Origin of the sequence: Fulverythrobacter fulvus (genome assembly GCF_037154085.1) — a bacterium.
Lineage (GTDB): Bacteria > Pseudomonadota > Alphaproteobacteria > Sphingomonadales > Sphingomonadaceae > Andeanibacterium > Andeanibacterium fulvum.
The window spans coordinates 130,282-145,393 of the sequence record NZ_JBANRM010000005.1 but is presented as its reverse complement, the minus strand read 5'-3'; the positions used below and the strand labels follow the sequence as shown (position 1 = coordinate 145,393).

The 15,112-nt window shown below is 65.2% G+C and carries 17 protein-coding genes; 12 read left to right on the top strand and 5 right to left on the bottom strand.

What is annotated here, in order from left to right:
- The first annotated feature begins 28 nt into the window (after window positions 1-28).
- From WFP36_RS14550 to WFP36_RS14540, 3 genes are all read left to right on the top strand, one after another.
- On the top strand, window positions 29-952 hold the full coding sequence (locus WFP36_RS14550) for an alpha/beta hydrolase (RefSeq protein ID WP_336981489.1): 924 nt from the start codon (window positions 29-31) through the stop codon (window positions 950-952).
- On the top strand, window positions 949-2,055 hold the full coding sequence (locus tag WFP36_RS14545; protein ID WP_336981487.1) for an NAD(P)/FAD-dependent oxidoreductase: 1,107 nt from the start codon (window positions 949-951) through the stop codon (window positions 2,053-2,055). Before WFP36_RS14550 ends, WFP36_RS14545 begins: the two co-directional genes overlap by 4 nt.
- 75 nt (window positions 2,056-2,130) lie before the next feature.
- Complete coding sequence (locus WFP36_RS14540; protein WP_336981485.1) at window positions 2,131-2,307, top strand: YegP family protein; 177 nt, start codon at window positions 2,131-2,133, stop codon at window positions 2,305-2,307.
- Window positions 2,308-2,328: 21 nt separating this feature from the next.
- Here the strand turns inward: WFP36_RS14540 and rnhA are convergent, their stop codons facing one another.
- Genes rnhA through ispH form a run of 3 tightly spaced genes read right to left on the bottom strand, consistent with a single transcriptional unit; the run spans window position 2,329 to window position 4,777 of the window.
- Window positions 2,329-2,769, bottom strand: a complete 441-nt coding sequence (gene rnhA, locus WFP36_RS14535; RefSeq protein WP_336981483.1) for a ribonuclease HI — start codon at window positions 2,767-2,769, stop codon at window positions 2,329-2,331.
- 10 nt (window positions 2,770-2,779) lie between these two features.
- Window positions 2,780-3,781: a homoserine kinase gene (gene thrB / locus WFP36_RS14530; protein ID WP_336981481.1), complete on the bottom strand. Its 1,002-nt coding sequence runs from the start codon at window positions 3,779-3,781 to the stop codon at window positions 2,780-2,782.
- Between the two features lie 21 nt (window positions 3,782-3,802).
- Window positions 3,803-4,777 carry a 4-hydroxy-3-methylbut-2-enyl diphosphate reductase gene (gene ispH, locus WFP36_RS14525; RefSeq protein WP_336981480.1) on the bottom strand — a complete coding sequence of 325 codons (975 nt, stop codon included), beginning with the start codon at window positions 4,775-4,777 and terminating at the stop codon, window positions 3,803-3,805.
- 77 nt (window positions 4,778-4,854) lie between these two features.
- Here ispH and WFP36_RS14520 point away from each other — a divergent pair, with 77 nt between their 5' ends.
- The 9 genes from WFP36_RS14520 (at window position 4,855) to tatC (ending at window position 12,261) form a co-directional block, all read left to right on the top strand.
- Window positions 4,855-5,517, top strand: a complete 663-nt coding sequence (locus WFP36_RS14520; RefSeq protein WP_336981478.1) for a hypothetical protein — start codon at window positions 4,855-4,857, stop codon at window positions 5,515-5,517.
- 117 nt (window positions 5,518-5,634) lie between these two features.
- The gene (gene argS, locus WFP36_RS14515) at window positions 5,635-7,380 is read left to right on the top strand and encodes an arginine--tRNA ligase (protein WP_336981476.1); all 1,746 of its coding nucleotides are present in this window, start codon (window positions 5,635-5,637) and stop codon (window positions 7,378-7,380) included.
- Window positions 7,381-7,383: 3 nt separating this feature from the next.
- A complete protein-coding gene (locus tag WFP36_RS14510; protein WP_336981474.1) occupies window positions 7,384-8,085 on the top strand; it encodes an SPOR domain-containing protein in 702 nt (233 codons plus the stop codon).
- 109 nt (window positions 8,086-8,194) lie between these two features.
- A complete protein-coding gene (gene nagZ / locus WFP36_RS14505; protein WP_336981472.1) occupies window positions 8,195-9,214 on the top strand; it encodes a beta-N-acetylhexosaminidase in 1,020 nt (339 codons plus the stop codon).
- The gene (locus WFP36_RS14500; protein ID WP_336981470.1) at window positions 9,211-10,029 is read left to right on the top strand and encodes a segregation and condensation protein A; all 819 of its coding nucleotides are present in this window, start codon (window positions 9,211-9,213) and stop codon (window positions 10,027-10,029) included. The genes nagZ and WFP36_RS14500 overlap by 4 nt, the downstream gene beginning before the upstream one ends.
- A complete protein-coding gene (gene scpB / locus WFP36_RS14495) occupies window positions 10,026-10,718 on the top strand; it encodes an SMC-Scp complex subunit ScpB (RefSeq protein ID WP_336981468.1) in 693 nt (230 codons plus the stop codon). Before WFP36_RS14500 ends, scpB begins: the two co-directional genes overlap by 4 nt.
- Before the next feature lie 33 nt (window positions 10,719-10,751).
- The gene (gene tatA / locus WFP36_RS14490) at window positions 10,752-10,985 is read left to right on the top strand and encodes a twin-arginine translocase TatA/TatE family subunit (RefSeq protein WP_336981466.1); all 234 of its coding nucleotides are present in this window, start codon (window positions 10,752-10,754) and stop codon (window positions 10,983-10,985) included.
- Window positions 10,986-11,016: 31 nt separating this feature from the next.
- Window positions 11,017-11,421 carry a Sec-independent protein translocase protein TatB gene (gene tatB, locus WFP36_RS14485; protein ID WP_336981465.1) on the top strand — a complete coding sequence of 135 codons (405 nt, stop codon included), beginning with the start codon at window positions 11,017-11,019 and terminating at the stop codon, window positions 11,419-11,421.
- A 3-nt stretch (window positions 11,422-11,424) separates the two neighbouring features.
- A complete protein-coding gene (gene tatC, locus WFP36_RS14480) occupies window positions 11,425-12,261 on the top strand; it encodes a twin-arginine translocase subunit TatC (protein ID WP_336981463.1) in 837 nt (278 codons plus the stop codon).
- A gap of 95 nt (window positions 12,262-12,356) precedes the next feature.
- Here the strand turns inward: tatC and WFP36_RS14475 are convergent, their stop codons facing one another.
- Window positions 12,357-14,099 carry an amidohydrolase gene (locus WFP36_RS14475; RefSeq protein ID WP_336981461.1) on the bottom strand — a complete coding sequence of 581 codons (1,743 nt, stop codon included), beginning with the start codon at window positions 14,097-14,099 and terminating at the stop codon, window positions 12,357-12,359.
- Window positions 14,096-15,031 carry an NAD(P)-dependent oxidoreductase gene (locus WFP36_RS14470; protein ID WP_336981775.1) on the bottom strand — a complete coding sequence of 312 codons (936 nt, stop codon included), beginning with the start codon at window positions 15,029-15,031 and terminating at the stop codon, window positions 14,096-14,098. The genes WFP36_RS14475 and WFP36_RS14470 overlap by 4 nt, the downstream gene beginning before the upstream one ends.
- Window positions 15,032-15,112: the final 81 nt, after the last annotated feature.

Genomic DNA, 15,112 nt, shown 5'->3' with positions numbered 1-15,112 from the left:
TGATCGGCGAGCCATTCCCGCGAGCGCGGTGGAGGGTTTCTGGCACGCCGAGGATGGCTGGCCCGTCCGCCGGATCGACTGGCCACTGCCCGATGGCGGTGCGCAGGGTTCCATCCTGTTCCTGCCCGGGCGAGGGGATTGCTACGAGAAGTATCTCGAAACGCTGGATCACTGGTCGAAGCAGGGCTGGCGTGTCACCGCTTCGGACTGGCGCGGGCAGGCAGGCTCGGGCCGGTTGGGCACGGATGCAGTGACCGGCCATGTGCCGGACTTCGATGTGTGGGTTGCGGACCTTGCGTGGTTCTGGCGCCGCTGGGTGGCGGAAACGCCCGGTCCGCACGTGATTGCCGGCCATTCGATGGGCGGGCATCTGGTACTGCGGGCACTGGCGGAAAAAGCGATCGACGCTGACGCCGCAGTGCTTTCCGCGCCCATGTTGGGCTTTCATTCCTGGGGGCTGCCCACCTGGCTGATGCATGGTGTCGCCCGTTTGATGGCCGGCCTTGGCGACCGCCGTCGCCCGGCATGGAAATGGAGCGAGAAGCCAGGCGAGGTTCCCGAAGGGCGGGACATGCTGCTCACGCATGATCCGGATCGCTATGGCGACGAACTGTGGTGGCGCCAGCATCGGCCGGAACTGGTCATGGGGCCGGGCAGCTGGGGCTGGGTGGAACGAGCCTATGCCTCCGTGCGCAAGCTGGAAAAGCCCGGCATGCTCGAGGCCGTGGAAACGCCGGTGTTCTTCGTCGCGACCGATCACGACAAGCTGGTGGCCTATTCTGCAATCGAGAAGGCGGTTCGCCGCCTGCCGCGCGGGGAATTGTTCCTGTTCGGCGAGGAAGCGCATCACGAAGTGCTGCGCGAAGTGGATGCGGTAAGAAATCTTGCGCTTGAGGCGATTGACGGCTTCCTCTCGCTTGTCGCATCGCGGGGGACGAAGAGGTCCTCTTGAACACTACATTCGACATTGCAGTTATCGGCGCGGGAATCGCCGGAGCGAGCCTTGCGGCCGAACTGGCGCCTCATGCGCGCGTCATCATGCTTGAGGCGGAAGATGCACCGGGCCGCCACGCCACGGGGCGCTCAGCCGCCTTCTGGGCGGAAACCTATGGCGGGCCGCTGGTCCAGCCGCTGACCACCGCCTCGGGCCCATGGCTGGAGGAACACGGCTTCCTTGGCGACCGCGGCTCGCTCAATATCGCGAGGGCTGGGCAGGAGGCCGAGATCGAGGCCTTCATCGCCGATTTCGAGCGTGGCGGCGTCAGAGTGGAATGGCTGGGGCGCGCGGAGATCGAGCGGATCGTTCCCGGTCTGAAGCCTGAATGGCGCCACGGCGTCAACGAGCCGGACTGCAAGGATATCGACGTCGCCGGCGTTCATGGCTGGTATCTCGCCGAGGCAAAGCGAGCCGGGGTGGAACTGCGTTGCCGCGCAGGGCTGGTCGAGGCGAGCTTCGATGCGAGTGCTGGCGGGGGCTGGACCTTGCGTACCGCCGATGGGGCGACGATCCGCTGCAGCGTGCTCGCCAATGCCGCGGGCGCCTGGGCCGATCCGGTCGCGCAGCTTGCCGGGCTTCGTCCGCTGGGCATCCAGCCCTTGCGCCGTACCATGGTGCAGATGCGCACCTCGCCTGCCGCACGGGACAATCTGCCGCTGGTGGTCGATCTGGGCGGCAACTTCTATTTCAAGCCTGAGAGCGGCCGCCTGTGGCTCAGCCCGCATGACGAGACGCCCAGCATCCCTTGCGATGCCGCACCAGAGGAACTGGACGTGGCGATTGCCATCGACCGGTTCGAGCAGGTGGTGGACTGGAAGGTGGAGCGGGTGGAGCACAAATGGGCCGGCCTGCGGAGCTTCGCGCCCGATCGCCTGCCGGTGTACGGCCCGGACCCGCGCAATCCCGCCTTCTTCTGGTTCGCCGGGCAGGGCGGTTTCGGTATCCAGACCGCGCCCGCCGCAGCCCGCCTGGCCGCGCAGATCCTGCTTGGACTGCCCGAGGACGGACTGACTGCCTCGCTGGATCGAGACCTCTATCTTGCGAGCCGCTTCTCCTGAGAGCTTGCGTCAGACCGTCAGTGCAGGGCAAGCTGTCTCTCGGCTCGAAGCCGGGCAATAAAGGGAGTTGGACCCATGGCACACAAGTTCGAGATCTATAAGGACAAGGCCGGGGAATACCGCGTTCGCTTCAAATACAATTCCGAAGTGATGTTCTCGACCGAGGGCTATTCCAGCAAGTCCGGCGCGCAGGGCGCTATCGAGTCGATCAAGAAGAACGGGCCCGACGCGCCGGTCGAGGATAATAGCTGAACGGACGATCCCGGCGAGGCGTCAGCGCCTCGCCACCCGTTCGGCGGCATCGCTGGCCAGCTTGTCCACCCGCTCGTTTTCGGGGTGGCCGTTATGGCCCTTCACCCAGATCCATTCGATCTTATGCGGGGCGGAAGCCTCGATCAGGTCGTGCCATAATTCGGCATTGCGCACCGGCTTCTTGCTGGCATTGACCCAGCCCTTGCGCTTCCAGCCGTGCACCCACTTGGTGATGCCGTCGATCACATATTTGCTGTCGGAATGAAGCCGCACTTCGCAGGGGCGCGTCAGTGCCTTCAGCGCACTGATGACTGCCATCATTTCCATGCGATTATTGGTGGTATGCGCTTCGGAGCCGGAAAGCTCTTTTTCATGCTGCCCCATGCGCAGCAGGGCGCCCCAGCCGCCGGGGCCGGGATTGCCCTTGCAGGCGCCATCGGTGAAAATCTCGACCTTCGTCACGCGCAAGTACTCAAGGCAGGCGTTCGGGGTGAGGATGGACGGCAAAGGCGGCCGCGCCGCGATCGGCATAGAAGGCAAGGCGGCGGGCAAAGGCCATCGGGTCCTTGCGCGTCACCAGCGCGTCGGCCGGCGTATGCAGCCAGTCTTCGGCGCGGGTCAGCAGGAAGCGTAACGAAGCGCCACGCGCCAGCACGTCCAGCGCGGCACGCTCTTCCTGCGAGAGCGGACGCACGCTTTCATAGCCTTCCATCAGCGCGGTGCCGATCTCGGGCCGGAACCCGCGCCCTTCGGCATCGAAACACCAGGCCGCATGGGTTACGGCAAGATCGTAGGCAGTGATGTCGCAGCAGGCGAAATAGAAGTCGATCAGCCCGCTGACCTGATGGCCCATCATCAGCACGTTGTCGGGAAAGAGATCGGCATGGATCACCGAACGGGGCAGGCTCTTGGGCCAGTTTTCGCGCAGGAATTCGAGTTCCTCGCTCACCATCGTGGCAAGCACCGGATCGATCTGTGCCAGCCCCTCCTCGCCGCAGACCTCGGCGAGTTTCTCCCAGCCGGCAAGGCTCAGGTCGTTCGCCCGTTCCATCGCGAAATCGGCGGAAGCCAGGTGAATGCGAGCAAGCGCGCGGCCCACCGAATAGGCCTGTTCGGCCTCCGGATGGTCAATCGAAACTCCGGGCAGGAATTCGATCAGCGCCACTGCCTTGTCGTCCAGCATCCGGAAGGCAGCGCCGTCGCGGTCATGGATGGTGCGCGGCACGGGGCAGTCATGTTCGGCGAGATGATCGAGCAGGCCAAGGAAGAAGGGCAGGTCGGCCAGTTCGATCCGCCGTTCATACATGGTGAGGATAAAGCGCGCGCCGTAACCTTCCCGTCCGGTTGTCTCGACCAGCCAGTTGGAGTTGGAAACGCCTTCCGCGATACCCTTGGCCGAAACCAGTTCGCCCACGTCGTAATGCGCGATCAGCGCGGCGAGATCCTCTGCGCCGAGATGCGTATAGACTGCCACTTGCCTGTCCCCCCGTCCGGCTCAGTCGGCCAGCTGGCGGGGAAGCTTGAAGATCATCTTCTCTTCCGCAGTCACAAGCGTGTGTTCCTCCACCTCGCGCCATTGCGAAAGGGTGTCGACAACTTCACGGACCAGCTTCTCCGGTGCGGAGGCACCGGCCGTAAGGCCCAGCGTGGTCACTCCCTTCAGCCAGTCAGGATCGATTTCGCTCGCCCGCTGGATCAGGCGGGCAGGGGTGCCGAAGCGCTCGGCCACTTCCACCAGGCGCAATGAGTTGGAGCTGTTGGGCGCGCCGATCACCAGCACCAGATCGGATTGCGGGGCGATGGCCTTCACTGCTGCCTGGCGGTTGGACGTGGCATAGCAGATGTCTTCCGCCTTCGGGCCGACGATATGCGGGAAGCGTGCCCGCAGGGCTTCGACGATGCCGGCGGTGTCGTCCACCGACAGGGTGGTCTGGGTAAGGAAGGCCAGCGGCGCATCTTCCGGCAGGTCGAGCGTGGCGACGTCCTCCACCGTCTCCACCAGCGTCATCGCGCCTTCGGGTACCTGGCCGAAAGTGCCGATCACCTCGGGATGGCCCCGATGACCGACGAACACGATATGACGCCCAGCTTCCAGCTGACGCTCCGCCTGGCGGTGCACCTTGCTCACCAGCGGACAGGTGGCGTCCAGCCAGTTGAGGCCGCGTTCTGTCGCAGCTTCCGGCACGGATTTGGGCACACCATGGGCACTGAACACCACCGGGACCCCGTCAGGCACTTCGTCCAGTTCTTCCACGAACACCGCGCCCTTGGCCTTCAGCCCTTCCACCACATAGCGGTTATGCACGATCTCGTGCCTGACATAGACCGGGGCGCCGTAACGGGCGAGCGCGCGCTCGACGATTTCGATCGCGCGGTCCACGCCGGCGCAAAAACCGCGTGGTGCCGCAATAAGCAGGATCAGGGGCATAAGCGTTTCCGGGCGATGGGATTTTGGAAAGGGAGCGTTCATCTGGGTCGCTCTAGCGGTTGTCGCTGCGCGGCGAAAGGGCTAGGGCTGCGCCGACAGCTTCGCCTTGAGGACATTGCATGACCGCTCGCCATCGCCGGATTTTCAGGATTGCGGCTCTGGCCGCCTGCGCAGCGGCGCTCACAGGGTGCCATGGGAAGGGCCAGATCGTAGTTGACGAAGGCGTGGGCGTGACCGCGCTGCGCGGCGTCTGCCCGGCAGTCGGTATTCCCGATTACACCGGCGATATCACCCTGTTCAATGGTGCAGCCCGCACCGCCGATGCGATCGACGTGGTCGCGGTGATGACCAATGTGCGCAGCACCTGCGATGATTCTTCCGGCGATCGGGTCTACGCCACCGCCAAGTTCGACGTACTGGCACGCCGCGCCAATACGAATGGCGCACGCACGGTGCAGATTCCCTATTTCTCCACCGTGCTGCGCGGCGGCAGCGCCGTGGTTTCCAAGCGCGTGGGGACTGTGACCATCCAGTTCGCAGATGGGCAGGAACGTGCCCAGGCCACCGGTGTGGCCGGCGCCTATGTCGATCGCGCGGAAGCGACCCTGCCGCAGGACATCGTCGAGAAGATCGGCCGCAAGCGCCGCGCCGGTCAGGAAGACGCCGCGGTCGATCCGCTGACGCTGCCTGAAGTGCGCGATGCGCTGGCCCGCGCCAATTTCGAGTTGCTGGTCGGCTTCCAGCTTTCCGAAGCGCAGCTGGCCTATAACGCTACCCGATGAACCGGCTCTCCCGGTGAGGGAGAGCCTGACGGGCCGCGAGGCCCCGCGCGCGATCCGGCCGCCTTATGGCGGCTGGGCGCTTTTCCCCATTCAGCAAACAGGCTAACGGCCAGAACCATGTCCGCAACCAAGACGATCCATGCCGCCTTTGCGGCCCATCTCGCAGATGTCCTCGACGCGCTCGAACAGGACGGGGCGTTGCCCGCCGGCCTGTCGCGCGCCAACGTGACGGTGGAGCCGCCGCGCGATCCCTCGCATGGCGATCTGGCCACCAATGCCGCGATGGTGCTGGCCAAGCCCGCCGGAACCAATCCGCGTGCGCTGGCGGGCGAGATCACGGCAAGGCTGGAAGCGCTGCCGGAAGTGACCTCCACCGAGATCGCCGGGCCGGGCTTCATCAATCTGCGCGTGTCCGATGCGGCATGGCTCGACGAACTGCGCGCCATTGCCGCGCTGGGCGGCGATTATGGCCGTTCCACCATGGGCGGCGGCAAGACGGTGAATGTCGAATATGTTTCGGCCAACCCCACCGGGCCGATGCATATGGGCCACTGCCGCGGTGCGGTCGTCGGCGATGCTCTGGCGACACTGCTCGAATTCGCCGGTCACAAGGTGACGCGCGAATATTACGTGAATGACGCGGGAGCGCAGGTGCAGGTCCTCGCCCGCTCGGTGCATATCCGCTACCGCGAGGCATTGGGCGAAGATGTCGGGGAAATCCCCGCGGGCCTTTATCCGGGCGACTATCTGGTCCCGGTCGGTCAGGCGCTGGCCAGCGAATTCGGCGACAGATACGCCAAGGCGCCGGAAGCGGAATGGCTTGCGCTGTTCCGTGAAAAGGCGGTTGCGGCGATGATGGACATGATCCGCGCCGACCTTGCCCGGCTCGGTATCGTCCATGAAGTGTTCTCGTCCGAGGCCGAATTGCAGGCTTCGGGCAAGCCGGATGAGGCCGAGGCGTGGCTGCGCTCCAAGGGCCTCGTTTATGACGGCGTGCTCGAAGCGCCCAAGGGCAAGACGCCCGAGGATTGGGAGCCGGTCGAACTGCCGCTGTTCAAGTCGACCCAGTTCGGCGACGATCAGGACCGCCCGATCAAGAAGAGCGACGGCACCTGGACCTATTTCGGCGCGGACCTGGCCTATCACTACCAGAAGGCGCAGGAAGCCGACGCGCTGGTCGATATCTGGGGCGCTGACCATGCCGGTACGGTGAAGCGCATCAAGGCCGCCGTTGCCGCCATGACCGGCGCGGATGGCGAACCCACGCCGTTCGAGGTCAAGCTGGTGCAGATGGTCCAGCTCCTGAAGGGCGGCCAGCCGTTCAAGATGAGCAAGCGGGCGGGCACCTTCGTGACGCTGGCGGATGTGGTCGAAATGGTCGGCAAGGACGTGGTGCGTTTCACCATGCTCACTCGCAAGCCCGACGCGCAGATGGACTTCGACTTCGACAAGGTGGTCGAAGCCAGCAAGGACAACCCGGTCTTCTACGTGCAATATGCCCATGCACGTATCCGCTCGACCTTGCGCAAGGCCGAGGCCGAGGGGCTCTCGCCGTCGAATGCGCATATCGACCTGCTTGGCGCGGAAGAGCTGGCCTTGGTTAAGCATGCCGCGCAGTTCCCCCGCATGGTGGAAGCTGCGGCCGTCGCGCGCGAGCCGCACCGCATTGCCTTCTTCCTCTACGATCTCGCCGCCGCGTTCCATGCCTATTGGAACCTGGGCAATGACGATCCTTCCAAGCGCTTCATTCTTACGGATCAGCCCGAACTGACCGGGGCGAGGCTTTTCCTCGGCCAGCAAATCGGGCAGGTTGTGAAGAACGGCCTCAGCCTGCTGGGCGTGGAGGCCGTCGAGGAGCTGTAAGACATGGCGATCGGCGATCAGTACGGCGATGATAACGAACCGTGGGGCGGCCAGGGCGGGGCAAGTGCCGCGCCGGCAGGCCGGCTTGCGCTGGAAGATGGCGAAGACCAGCTGCCCTGGCTCGAAAGCGACGACGATTACGAGGATGAGGGTGTGGATACCGCCCGCATCGCTGCCCTTGCGGTCATCGGCCTGCTTGCCGTTGCGCTGATTGTGGGTGCGATCTGGTGGTTCACGCGCGAACGCTCCGATCCGACGCTGATGGCAGATGGCAGCACGATCGAGGCGCCCGAAGGCCCCTACAAGAGCAAGCCCGAAGATCCCGGCGGCAAGACCTTTGCCGGCACTGGCGATACCAGCTTCGCCGTGGCCGAGGGCAAGACCCGCGAAGCCAAGCTGGCGGAGGAAGACCTGCCGCGTCCCAGCATCGACACCAAGGCTGCCTCGCCCATTTCGGATAGCGCGAAGGGCGGCGTCGGCGTGCAGGTCGGCGCCTATTCCTCGCGCGAGAGCGCGGAGCAGGGCTGGCAGAAGCTGGCGACGAAATATGAGGTGCTGCACGGCGTCAGTCACCGCGTGGTCGAAGGGCAGGCCGATATCGGCAAGGTCTATCGCCTGCAGGCGGTGGCAGGCGATGTGGCTGGAGCCAATGCGCTGTGCAACAGCCTCAAGGCGTCGGGTGGTGCTTGCCAGGTGAAGCCGTAAGACGCTCTCTCACCGGGGACGTACCCCGAGGACCTCCCAAAGTGAATTTCCACATCCGTGCGCGCGCCCCGCTTGCGGAAACGGCGCATAGCTGCGAGCCTCTTTGCCCATGACGCCAGCGATCTTCGGCCTTTCCGGACTGCGGCTGACCGCCGATGAGCGGGCGTTTTTCCGCGACTGCGATCCGGCGGGCTACATCCTGTTCGGCCGCAATGTCGAAAGCCGCGAACAGTTGCGCGCGCTGACCGATAGCTTGCGGGAAATCCACGGTCGGGAACGGCTGTTCATCTGCATCGACCAGGAAGGTGGGCGGGTCGCGCGGATGAAGCCGCCGCACTGGCTGGCCTTCCCGCCCGGTGAAGTGTTCGACCGGCTCTACGATCTTGCGCCCGCCAGCGCGATCGAAGCGGCACGGTCCAATGCGCAGGCACTGGGGATCGATCTGGCCGAAGTGGGCATCACCGTCGATTGCCATCCCTCGCTCGATGTCCGTCAGCCCGGTGCGCATGACGTGATCGGAGACCGGGCGCTGGGCAGCGAGCCGATGCGCGTAGCTGCGCTTGGCAAGGCGGTGCTTCAGGGGCTCGCCGGCGCCGGTGTGGCGGGCTGCATCAAGCATATGCCCGGCCACGGCCGCGCCATGGCGGACAGCCACAAGGCCCTGCCGGTGGTGGAAGCGAGCGAAGAGGAACTGGAGATCGATCTCGCCCCGTTCCGCGCTCTGGCCGATACGCCGGTGGGGATGACGGCGCATATCCGTTACCGCGCCTGGGACGATGAGAATGCCGGGACGCTTTCCCCCTTCGTGGTGGGCGAGATCATCCGCAAGCGGATCGGCTTTGGCGGGCTGCTGCTGACCGACGATCTCGACATGGAGGCGCTGACTGGCTCCGTCCCGGAACGCGCTGCCCGGGCGATTGCCGCGGGCTGCGACCTGGCATTGAATTGCTGGGCGAAAATGGATGACATGGTGGGCATTGCGAGCACCTTGCCCGCCATGAACGAGGTGACGGCGACGCGGCTCGATCACGCGCTCAACGCCGCCGAAGGGGGGCAGAACGGCCCCGAGCAGGCCGCGTTGCTCGCCAAGAGGGACGCACTTCTCGCCCTGGCCGGGGAGCCGGCATGAGCGAGGAGGAACTCCCCCTCGAAGCTGACATCCCGCCCCTGCCGCAGGACGATGCCTGGGAGTTCCCTTCAAATCAGGGCACATCGAACGAGGAAGAGGCGCTCTATCTCGAACTCGATGGGTGGGAAGGGCCGCTCGATCTGCTGCTCGATCTGGCAAGGCGGCAGAAGGTCGATCTCAAGAGCATCTCGATCCTCGCCCTGGTCGACCAATATATCGCCTATATCGAGCGGGCCGAGGCACTGAAGCTGGAACTGGCCGCCGATTATCTCGTGATGGCCGCATGGCTCGCCTATCTCAAATCCGCTATGCTGCTGCCCAAGGACGAGCAGGAAGATCCCAGCCCCGAAGAACTGGCCCTGCGCCTGCAATTGCGCCTGCAGCGGCTGGGCGCGATGCGCGAGGCGGCCGCCCGGCTGATGGCGCGCGACCGGATCGGGCGGGATGTGTTCCTGCGCGGCGCGCCGGAGGGGCTCCGGGTCGACCGCAAGAATTTGTGGCAATGCGACTGGTTCGACCTGATCCAGGCCTATGGCCAGGTAAAGGCCCGTACCCAGCCGGCAGTGCACATGGTGCGTGATCGCATGGTGATGACGCTGGATTCGGCGCTCGACCGGGTCTCCGCCATGCTGGGCGTCACGCTGGACTGGATGGAACTGCGCGAATTCCTGCCCGGTGGGCCGGACAAAAAGCTGCAACGTTCGGCCCTTGCCTCCAGCTTCGTCGCCGCGCTGGAACTGGCGCGGCTGGGCAAGGCGGAAATCCGGCAGGAAGAGATTTTCGGCCCCATGCATCTCAGGCGGATCAAGGCATGAGCGAGGAATTGCCACCCGAAGCCGGAACCCGCCCGGAAGCGGACGATCTGGTGCGCGCAGTGGAGGCGACCCTGTTCGCGGCGGAAGAGGCGCTGAGCATGGATGCCATTTCCGCCCATCTCGGCGGGGCCGACGTACGCGAAGCGCTGAAGGAACTGGAAGCCCATTATGCCCGGCGCGGCATCCGGCTGGTGGAGCGGGGCAAGCGCTGGCAGTTCCAGACCGCGCCCGATCTGGCCCATCTGCTGCGCCGCGAGCGGGAACACGCCCGCCGCCTTTCCCGCGCGGCAACCGAAGTGCTGGCGATCGTCGCCTATCACGAGCCTGTCAGCCGCGCCGAGATCGAGGCGATCCGCGGAGTGCAGACCAGCAGCGGCACGCTGGACGTGCTTATGGAAGCGGGTTGGGTGCGCGTGGCGGGGCGGCGTGAAGTGCCCGGCCGCCCGGTGATCTATGCCACCACGCCGGAGTTCCTGAGCCACTTCTCGCTCGAGTCGCGGCGCGACTTGCCGGGCATCGACGAGTTGCGCGCGGCGGGTCTGCTCGACCCGGTCGACGATGCATATGATGCACTTATGACAAGCGGGGAGGAGCGCGAAGCACGGGAAGAGGCTGAACCGGCCCTGGAAACTGATCGGACTGACCCGGATGACGCTGCAATGCTGGATAAGCCCGGCGAACTGGGCTAAGGGACCGCGCGGTAGACATCGGAGTTGCCAATAATGAATATCGGGCCGTTCCAGATCCTGATAATCGCGCTCGTCATCCTCGTGCTGTTCGGCCGTGGCCGGATTTCCGAAATGATGGGCGATTTCGGCAAGGGCGTGAAAAGCTTTCGCAAGGGCCTGAACGATGATGACACGCCCGCTGCGCCTTCGGCCCGGATCGATGCCGCCAGAAATGGTCAGGCCGATGCTGCCGAGGCGAAGTCGCCCGACAATTCGACCTCCAGCTGAATGAGGACGGGGGTTCGCCCCTGCTAGGACAATGTTCGATATCGGCGCGCAAGAGCTGCTGGTCATCGTGGTCGTGGCGATACTCGTCATCGGCCCCAAGGATTTGCCCGCCGCGCTGAGGACAGCCGGCCGCTGGATCGGCAAGATCCGGCGCGTTTCCAACCACTTTCGAGCCGGGGTCGAGACCATGATCCGCGAGGCCGAACTGGAGGAAATGGAGAAGAAGTGGCAGGAGCAGAACCGCCGGGTGATGGAACAGCACCCCGATGCGGAACAGCCCAATGCCGCCAATGGCGGGGGCGCCGAAATGGTGCCGTTGCCGCCTGTTCCTGACGCACCGGTAGACGCTCCGCCGCCCGCTTCGGCCGAGGCACGCGTCGCCGACGATGCCGCACCTGCAACTCCGCCCGCACCGGCCGACCCCGAAAAGAACTGAGCCATGGTGTTCAAGATCCGCGAAATCGACGATTCACAGGCGCCGCTGCTCGATCATTTGATCGAATTGCGCGCGCGCCTGGTGCGCTGCGTCGCCGCGCTGCTGGTGGCCTTCGGCGTGTGCCTCTATTTTGCGCGCGACATCTTCGGGTTCCTCGTGGTCCCGCTGACCAATGCCTTCCCGGCTGGGCAGGGCAGGCTGGTCTATACGAAGCTCTACGAAGCCTTCTTCGTGGAGATCAAGGTGGCCCTGTTCGCCGCCTTCTTCATCAGCTTCCCGGTGATCGCCAACCAGCTCTGGGCCTTCGTTGCCCCGGGCCTCTATGCGAAGGAAAAGAAGGCGTTCCTGCCCTTCCTCTTCGCCACTCCGATCCTGTTCCTCGCCGGGGCCTCGCTTGCCTATTATGTGGTCATGCCCACGGCCTTCAAATGGTTCCTGGGCTTTGAAGGCACGGCGGGCGGGCTGGATCAGGAAGCCCTGCCCGCGATGGGCGATTATCTCGATCTGGTGATGCGTTTCATCCTGGCATTCGGGATCAGCTTCCTGCTGCCGGTGCTGCTGCTCCTGCTCAATACGGCGGGGCTGGTTACGCGTGCGCAGCTGGTGGGCGCGCGGCGCTATGTGATCGTGATCATCTTCATTATCGCGGCGCTCATCACGCCGCCCGATGTGGCTTCGCAGCTGATGCTGGCCGCGCCACTGCTGGTGCTGTTCGAGGCATCGCTGCTGCTGATGATGTTCTCGGAACGCAAGCGGGCGAAGGAAAAGGCGGCGGAGGAAGCAGCGGAAGCCGCCGAGGCTGCTGCGGAAGCGGCGGCTCAGGCAGCGAAGGAAGGCTGACGGTCTCTCGCCGGACCCCTGCCGTCATCCTGAACTTGTTTCAGGATCTATCTTTCCCAATGAACCGCCGGTCGATCCGGAGAAGAACTGGAACCTTACCGTCCTTCTTCCGTCGAGGAGCTTGTCTCCCCCAGATCGAAGCTCTTCATTGCCTCGTCCTGCTTGATCTCCAGCGGGGCGGCGGTTGCGGCGTCGAACACCTGCGTGCCGTTGATCCATACCTGCAGCACCTTGGTGTTGCGCAGGTCCTGCGTGCTGGTCAGGAACGGGTCCTGATCCACCACCAGAAAGTCCGCCCGCTCGCCTTCGGTCAGCTGGCCGAAGCGCCCGTCGGCAAAGCCGGCATAGGCTGCGCCCGCCGTATAGGCTGCAAGCGCCTGTTCCCGGCCGATGACCTGCTGCGGCTGCCATCCGCCGAAGGGCTGGCCATCCTTGTCCTCCCGCGTCACCGCTGCCGCAATGCCTTCGAAGGGGCGGGGCAGTTCCACAGGCGCGTCCGAGCCGAAGGCCAGCGGCACCTTGGCATCGAGCATGGAGCGCCAGGCATAGGCGCCCGCCAGCCGGTCCGGCCCCAGCCGTGCCTCGGCCATCAGGCGGTCGCTCGTCTGGTGCGTCGGCTGCATGGAGGCAATCGCGCCTTCCTCGGCAAAGCGGGCGAAGTCCGCCGGATCGACCACTTGCGCATGTTCGATGCGCCACCGCCGGTCGCCCGTATAGGTATCGGTCATTTCGTCGATCGCACTCAGGGCTTCGGCATTGGCGGCATCGCCGATCGCGTGGATCGCCACCTGGAACTTGTCGAGCGCCGCGCGGCTCATGATGTTGCGCAATTGCGTGGGGTTGAGCAGCTGCAGGCCGCTATTGCCCGGATCGTCGGCATAGGGCGCCTTGAGCCACGCCCCGCGCGATCCCAGCGCGCCATCGAGATACAGCTTGATCCCGTTCAGTCGCAGCCGGTCGTCATAGAGCCAGGGCGTGGGGCCGGGGCCGCCGATCAAGGCCATGTCCTCCACGCTGCCGGCATAGGCCATGATGCGGATGCGCAGCTGGCCGCTGTCGCCCGCACGGCGATAGGATTGCCAGTCGTCGATGGAGATGCCCATATCGGCCACGGCCGTCACGCCCTGGCGGATCAGCATGTCTTGCGCGGTGAGGAAGGCCAGGTCGCGGTCTTCCGGGCGCGGCTTGGGAACTTTGGCGTCGATCAGCTTCTGCGCATTGTCTACCAGAACGCCCGCCGGATTGCGCGTGGGCGCGGTGCGAATGATCCGGCCGCCTTCGGGGTCGGCCGTCTTGGCCGTGACGCCTGCCATCTGCAGCGCCTTGCTGTTGGCCCAGCCGGCATGGCCATCCACCCGGCTGAGCCAGACGGGGCGATCCGCCACGGCCGCGTCGAGTTCGGCGGCGGTCGGGAAGCGGCCGAGGCCCCATTTCTCCTGATTCCACCCCGTGCCGATGATCCACGCCCGGTTGGGGAACTTGGCGGCATAGGCGGCGATCTTCGCCTGGGCTTCGGCAAGGGAGGCGGCTTCGGACAGGTCCAGCGTCAGCGCCTGAAAGCCGACATCCATCAGGTGGAGATGGGCATCGATCATGCCGGGGACGACCGTCTTGCCCTGCCCGTCGAAATGATACTGATAGGGGGTAAGCGGTTGTTCCCCGCGCTTCAGGATCTGGCGGATCACCCCGTCATCGCGGATTATCATGCCGCCGAACTGGGTCACCGTGCCATCGCGCGACACGGAGATGCCATTGATGTTGTCGACCAGCGTGTCGGCCGCGGCGGGGGACGCCGCGAGGACACATGCCGCCAGCGCGGCCGCCACGCGTGCGATCATTTGCTGCCGACCTCCGGAAGGCGCCGGATCAGCGCGCTGGTATCCTGCCTTCCGCCGCCCATGGCCTGAACCTCCGCATAATAGCTGTCGATCAGACTGGTCACGGGCAGCTGAACCCCCAATTGCTCGCCCTCGGCCATGGCGATGGCGAGGTCCTTGCGCATCCAGTCGATGGCGAAGCCGAAATCGAATTCGCCCGCCGCCATGGTCTTCCAGCGATTGACCATCTGCCAGCTCTGCGCCGCGCCGCCGGATACGGCTTCCAGCACCTTGTCCATGTCGAGTTCGGCCGCCTGCGCGAAACGCACCGCTTCGGAAACGCCCTGCAGCACGCCCGCGATGCAGATCTGGTTGACCATCTTGGTCACCTGCCCGGCACCGGGGCCGCCGACATGCACGATGCGCGCGGCATAGGCTTCCATCACCGGAGTGGCCGCCGTCACAGCCTCGTCCGTGCCGCCGCACATGATCGAGAGCTTGCCGCTCTCCGCGCCTGCCTGCCCGCCGGAAACGGGGGCGTCCACTGCCAGAACGCCGCGCGCACCGGCCTCTGCCGCGATGCGGCGGGCGATGTCGGCGGAAACGGTGGTGTGATCGATATAGAGCGAGCCCGGCGCCATGGCCGCCAGCGCGCCTTCATCGCCCAGCACGACCTGTTCCAGATCGGCATCGTTGCCCACGCAGGTGATGACCACGTCCTGCCCCGCAGCCGCCTCGGCCGGAGTGGCGGCAACCCTTACGGAGAGCCCTTCTTCGGCCAGCAGCGCCTTGCGCGCTTCCGCTCGGGCAAGCGTGCGGTTGTAAATGGTGACGTCATATCCGGCGCGGGCGAGGTGGCCGGCCATCGGCCCGCCCATAACCCCAAGGCCAAGGAATGCGATCTTAGTCTTCTCGGTCATCGGTCTGTCCTGTGCAGCGAGTTGGGTTGCAATGCAAATGCCCACTCTGCCTAGGTGGTGCGGATGCGATTGTCTGTTTCCCAAATGCACGGTTTTCCGTTACGGGCCGCACAC